Origin of the sequence: Microbacterium sp. UBA3394 (genome assembly GCF_002358725.1) — a bacterium.
Classification (GTDB): Bacteria; Actinomycetota; Actinomycetes; order Actinomycetales; family Microbacteriaceae; genus Microbacterium; species Microbacterium luteum.
In genome coordinates this window covers 2,924-3,864 of the sequence record NZ_DEPK01000011.1, presented here as the reverse complement: position 1 = coordinate 3,864, position 941 = coordinate 2,924, and the positions used below count along the sequence as shown (strand labels likewise).

1 protein-coding gene and 1 pseudogene are annotated in these 941 nt (G+C 70.7%); both read right to left on the bottom strand.

The window, feature by feature from the left end:
• Nucleotides 1-202, bottom strand: a pseudogene (locus B4E30_RS00505) (methyltransferase); the annotation flags it as partial.
• Between the two features lie 31 nt (nucleotides 203-233).
• Nucleotides 234-941 (bottom strand): CPBP family intramembrane glutamic endopeptidase (locus B4E30_RS00500; protein ID WP_286793033.1); only part of this gene is annotated, 708 nt, incomplete at its 5' end.

Here is a 941-nt window from a genome sequence, read left to right as displayed (position 1 = left end):
CGATCTCGAGGATGCGCCGCGCACGGGCGATGCGGGTCAGAAGGTGCAGGAACTTGCCGTTGACGGGAGCGACCTCGATAGACGGCAGGCCCGCCGCGTTCTGGTCGTCGACGGCGGCCTCGAGGGTGGGGTCGTGACCGACGAGGGTCTCGGTGAGGTAGCGATCCACGCGTCGCCAGGCGTCAGGTGTGGGGTCGACCATTCCCCCAGCAAATCCCTGCGCTCGCCCCACGTCAACCCGGCGACGAGGTGTCGTCAGCGGGGCGGGCGACCCGCATCCTCTCGAGGCCGACGATGACGACCATCACGATCCCGAGCAGCACCCAGCTGACCACGCCGAGCGGTCCGACGACGGCCATGTCGACGGTGGAGCCGGCGGCCGAGACCAGCACCACGAAGCCGGCGACGGCGTTCAGCGAGCCGTGCGCGAGTGCGGCGGGCCACACGGAATCGGTGCGCAGGCGAAGCCATCCGAGGAACAGTCCCCACATCACGCAGCCGCCGACCATGAACAGCACGCCGATGATGTCGGTGCGGCCGAAGTTGTAGCCGAGCAGGATGAGCGGGCTGTGCCATAACCCCCACGCCACGCCGGTGATCAGGATCGCCGGCCACGCGCCGAGGGGCATCAGGGCGGGTTGGAGCCAGCCGCGCCAGCCGATCTCCTCTCCTGCGGCGAAGACGCTGTTGATGACCGCCCCGAGGGGGATCTGCACCAGCTGCAGCACGAGCAGGAGGTGCAGGGGCGGCAGGGGCGTTCCCGCCGGCACCGCCGCCGCCAGCTGCGCACGGAACCCCGACAGCCCGGCGAGGTCGAGGTCGACCCAGCCGAAGGCCGCGGAGAGGAACACCGCGGCGACGACGATCGCGATCGGGACCACCAGCGCGATGCCGAGGTATCGGAACCACCGACCGAGCGGGCCGAGCGGCCAGATGCCGAG